This is a genomic window from Cetobacterium sp., from assembly GCF_048470075.1.
Lineage (GTDB): Bacteria > Fusobacteriota > Fusobacteriia > Fusobacteriales > Fusobacteriaceae > Cetobacterium_A.
The window spans coordinates 1-4034 of sequence record NZ_DBGBQB010000352.1; the positions used below are offsets into that span (position 1 = coordinate 1).

The following is a 4034-nucleotide window of genomic DNA, read 5'->3' on the forward strand; positions in this document are numbered from 1 at the left end:
CCTCCAAAAAATCAAAATATTTTTTGATTTTTCTTGTATTATAACTCTTATTAGAGATATTTACAATAAATGATTAAAACTAAAACTTTTTTAACATAGACTTTTCTTAGAATCCATCTTAGTAGCTAAATACAGGAATGGTGTATCCATAGCTGCCACTATCCACTTTAAGATATATGTACTCAGGAATATTTCAAACATGACCTCAAAAGAAAAAATACCTGTAAAAGCTAAAGTTGTAAATAAAATATTATCCACTAACTGACTTATCATTGTACTTCCATTATTTCTAATCCAAAGATGATTTGGAAACTTCTCCTTTAAAATTTTATATAGATATATATCAATATGTTGAGATACCGCATAAGATATAAGCCCCACTACCATAAATCTTGGAAACAGTCCAAAGATTGATTTTAAATTACTATGCATCTCTATTCCATCAGCCTCAGGGGTAAATAAAAGTGCAAAGTTAATCATAAAAGCTATAACTATATTGGTAAAAAAACCTATCCAAATAGCTTTTTTAGCCTCTTTTTCACCATACTTTTCAGAAAGTATATCAGTTACTAAAAATGCGCTAGCATAGGGTATATTCCCCAGTGAAGCATGAAGCCCAAAAAGTTTAACTAGAACCATTACTTCAACACTTGCTATAAACATAGATATTGGAATCCATATAAACAACCCAGTTTTACCAAAACACTTATATGCACCTAAAACAATAATAAAACTTAAAAATAGTTTTATAATCCATAGTAACTCATTTTGTAATATCATCTCATTTATCATTATACTAATACCCCTTTAATATCAATTCATTATCTTTTTTATTTTCAGGAAAAACACTATTGAAAAAAAGCTCAAAAAACCTTTTTTCATTGACCTCTGTATTTATAAACACATTTGTATCTCTTCTATAAAAGTTTCCAATATCTATTAATGTTTGCCCGATAGCTCTTCCACTTTCAACACACTCTAAATGTGTTAGAACCCCGCTACACATCTCTGGTTCTATAAAATAAGCCACCGCTAAAGGGTCATTTATAACACAACCTAGAGTTCTTTCCTGCATCCAATGAAAATCTACATAAAAACCTGTTATATTATAGATAAAGTCTGCTACTTCATTTTTCATCTGCTTTAAATATTCTCTATAATTTGGTGTTAAAACTATTTTTCTAGTTACATCTAGTGGAATAAGCTCTATTGGCTTATCTACGTTCTCAAAAACAATATTTACTGATTCTGGATCTACCCAATAGTTAAACTCAGCTACTTGTGAACAGTTCCCATTAGTTCTAAAAGCTCCTCCCATAGAGACAATTCTTTTAGCTCTTTTTAAAATACCTCTCTCCCTCTCCACTGCTTTTGCTAAATTTGTCATAGGTCCTAAAGCTATAATTGAGATATCTTCACTCTCTTTTAAAGTTTCAATTAGAAAGTCTACAGCTCCCAATTTAATAGCACCTTTAGGAACAGTAATCTCAGGTAAAACATCCCCTATCCCATCATTTCCATGAGTATCTTGAGCTGTTACCAACTCTTTTTTAATCGGTTTATTATCTCCTAAATAGATAGGTATATCCTCTCTTTTTAGTAACTTTAAGACTCGGTATGCATTGATTCCTCCAAGTTCTACTGGTACATTTCCAGCACAGATAGTAATACCTACAATATCCAACTCCATTGATTTCAGTGCTAAAATCAGTGCTAATGAATCATCAATTCCTGGATCACAATCAATAACTATTCTTTTCATAACCTCTCCCTTTCTGGGATCCATACAAACAAAAAAGGCTAGAATAAACCTAGCCTCTTGCTGGTTTTTTTTACAGATGGATCTCCCAAACATCTTTTTTATAAAATTTAATTCTCAAAGAGTATAACATCTCTTTATAATTTTTTCAATTAAAAATATAACTATAATTTTATGATATAAAACTTTACACCATTTATTACAATTGTATCCTCTTTCTTTTTATTTATTTTTTCAAATTTACTATGAGTATATCTTCTCACTAATTTAGGTGGATAATCCTTAGAAGTTTTTATTGATATTAGCTCAATTGTACTCAAAAGTTCCACTCTATCACTTGAAACTAGGTAATCATCCACTCCATGTGAAAATAAAACTCCCTTATAATAACCATCTGGTTTTATCATCTTAAAATTAAAATTCTTTCCTGTTTGTTTAACTATGTATTGCCCTAAAGCAGATATTTTCTCTCTCATTTTTACCTCTTTTATATTTTTTACTCTACTTTTATTTTTAAAAGCATTTTTTTATGTCCTGATCCACATGGAACTGTACACTTTCCTATGTATTCTCCAACCTCAGTTGGTTTTATCTCTATTGATTCTGGTTTTCCTGGAGATGCTTCTAAATCAAATCCCAGCTCTTTTGATCCCAATCCATGATCTCCCTCTTTACTTACTAAAGTTAATGTTACTGGTTCATCCTTTTTTAAAACAATCTCCTTTGGCTCATATCCCCATTCATATGCCACAATTTGAATCTCTTTTCCAAGAAGTGTCACCGATAGAAGTGTACATAATCCTAAAATTTTTAAACCTTTCATAGCTACCTCCTAAACTTAAAATAAGTTAAAAGGTATTACCATCTAAAGTTCTTTTTTCATTTTTTCACAGAATTTTTTTGTTTTAAAACTACTGTTATCTAGCTCTAACTCTATCTTTTTTATAGAACTATCACTCTCATTTAGATGTGTTAAAATAAAATAACCCAGTCCTCTATTTTGATATTTAGGACATATAAAAAGTTTTTCAACTCTATACACTCCACCTTCACTCTGTTCCTTTAAAAATATAGCTCCAACAATCTCATTTTGTAAAAAAATAACTTTTCCAATGGAGTTTTTTACTATATTTTTAAACTCTTCATAGGTCTCATTTTTAGTGCTCTTTCTATAGGCATTTCTATTTATATCCCAAAGAACATTTAAATCACCTATTTGAAACTCTTTAATCTCTACCATGGCTCTCTCCTTTTAAATATTTTTTAATCTTTTTTGTGGTTTTCCGAAATAATATCCTTGACCATAACTAACTCCTATTTTTTTTAGAAATTCAAACTGATCCCTTTCCTCAATTCCCTCTGCCACAACTTTAAGTTTTAAACTTTTTATCATATTTGTTAAACCTAAATATATTTTTTTTCCTCTTTCACTATCCTCACTTATACTCGACATCAATGATTTATCAAATTTGATAACATCTATTGGCAATGTTGTCAATAGTCCCACTGTTGAATATCCAGCAGTGAAATCATCTATTGAAATATATATCCCTCTCTCCCTAAATTTATTTAACTTTGCTACAACCTCATCCACATCATCTAAAAATGTACTTTCCGTTATTTCAATCTCTAAATTTTTCCCATTTAAAGAGTATTTATCCAATAAACTAAATATATAATCCACAACGTTTTTTTTCCTAAGTGTTTCCACTGACATATTAAAGGACATTCTAAACTCTCTATCCACTCTTCCTTTTTCTAGAAGTTGTTTCGTTTTTTTTATAGCTTCCTCAGCTATTCTATAATCAATTTTATGAATCAATCCTAAACTCTCGGTTATTGGTATAAACTCATCTGGAAAAATCTGACCTAGCAGTTTATTTTCCCATCTTGTTAAAGCCTCTGCTCCAATTATCTTTCCATTTTTTAACTCATATTTCTCTTGAAATACTGGATAAAACTCAGTATCAATGGATATATCAATTATATTTTCTATCATCTTTTTTCTTTTCTTACTTTTTATAAAATCATAAGTTGCCTCTTGTGTCCAATTTTCTCTATCTTTTTTTGCTGAATACATAGCTAAATCAGCATATTTAAAGGCATAATTCATAGAGTCTTTCTCTCTTTTTATATAGTATCCTAAACTAAATGATATATTATACTTTTTCATTAGATCTGAAGTTTTAAAAAGTGTTTCCAATTTTTTTATTTTAAATTTAATATTTACTGAATAGCATGAAAATATATAGAACTCATCTCCAGATATTCTAAA

Annotated in this window: 6 protein-coding genes; all 6 read right to left on the bottom strand. The window is 29.3% G+C overall.

What is annotated here, in order from left to right:
• Window positions 1–90: 90 nt before the first annotated feature.
• Window positions 91–792: a queuosine precursor transporter gene (locus tag ACMOUI_RS12250; RefSeq protein WP_418965976.1), complete on the bottom strand. Its 702-nt coding sequence runs from the start codon at window positions 790–792 to the stop codon at window positions 91–93.
• 4 nt (window positions 793–796) lie between these two features.
• The gene (locus ACMOUI_RS12255) at window positions 797–1762 is read right to left on the bottom strand and encodes a nucleoside hydrolase (protein WP_418965977.1); all 966 of its coding nucleotides are present in this window, start codon (window positions 1760–1762) and stop codon (window positions 797–799) included.
• Window positions 1763–1923: 161 nt separating this feature from the next.
• Window positions 1924–2235 carry a hypothetical protein gene (locus tag ACMOUI_RS12260; protein ID WP_418965978.1) on the bottom strand — a complete coding sequence of 104 codons (312 nt, stop codon included), beginning with the start codon at window positions 2233–2235 and terminating at the stop codon, window positions 1924–1926.
• A 20-nt stretch (window positions 2236–2255) separates the two neighbouring features.
• Window positions 2256–2582, bottom strand: a complete 327-nt coding sequence (locus ACMOUI_RS12265) for a cupredoxin domain-containing protein (protein ID WP_418965979.1) — start codon at window positions 2580–2582, stop codon at window positions 2256–2258.
• A 42-nt stretch (window positions 2583–2624) separates the two neighbouring features.
• On the bottom strand, window positions 2625–2999 hold the full coding sequence (locus tag ACMOUI_RS12270) for a GNAT family N-acetyltransferase (protein WP_418965980.1): 375 nt from the start codon (window positions 2997–2999) through the stop codon (window positions 2625–2627).
• 12 nt (window positions 3000–3011) lie between these two features.
• The coding region (locus ACMOUI_RS12275) for a GGDEF domain-containing phosphodiesterase (RefSeq protein WP_418965981.1) at window positions 3012–4034 on the bottom strand (1023 nt) is incomplete at its 5' end.

What these genes read in the sequence shown, in the direction of transcription:
- ACMOUI_RS12260 (WP_418965978.1), bottom strand. Translation starts at nt 2,235, where the DNA reads ATGAGAGAGAAAATATCTGCTTTAGGGCAATACATAGTTAAACAAACA.
- ACMOUI_RS12270 (WP_418965980.1), bottom strand. Translation starts at nt 2,999, where the DNA reads ATGGTAGAGATTAAAGAGTTTCAAATAGGTGATTTAAATGTTCTTTGG.
- ACMOUI_RS12250 (WP_418965976.1), bottom strand. Translation starts at nt 792, where the DNA reads ATGATAAATGAGATGATATTACAAAATGAGTTACTATGGATTATAAAA.
- ACMOUI_RS12265 (WP_418965979.1), bottom strand. Translation starts at nt 2,582, where the DNA reads ATGAAAGGTTTAAAAATTTTAGGATTATGTACACTTCTATCGGTGACA.
- ACMOUI_RS12255 (WP_418965977.1), bottom strand. Translation starts at nt 1,762, where the DNA reads ATGAAAAGAATAGTTATTGATTGTGATCCAGGAATTGATGATTCATTA.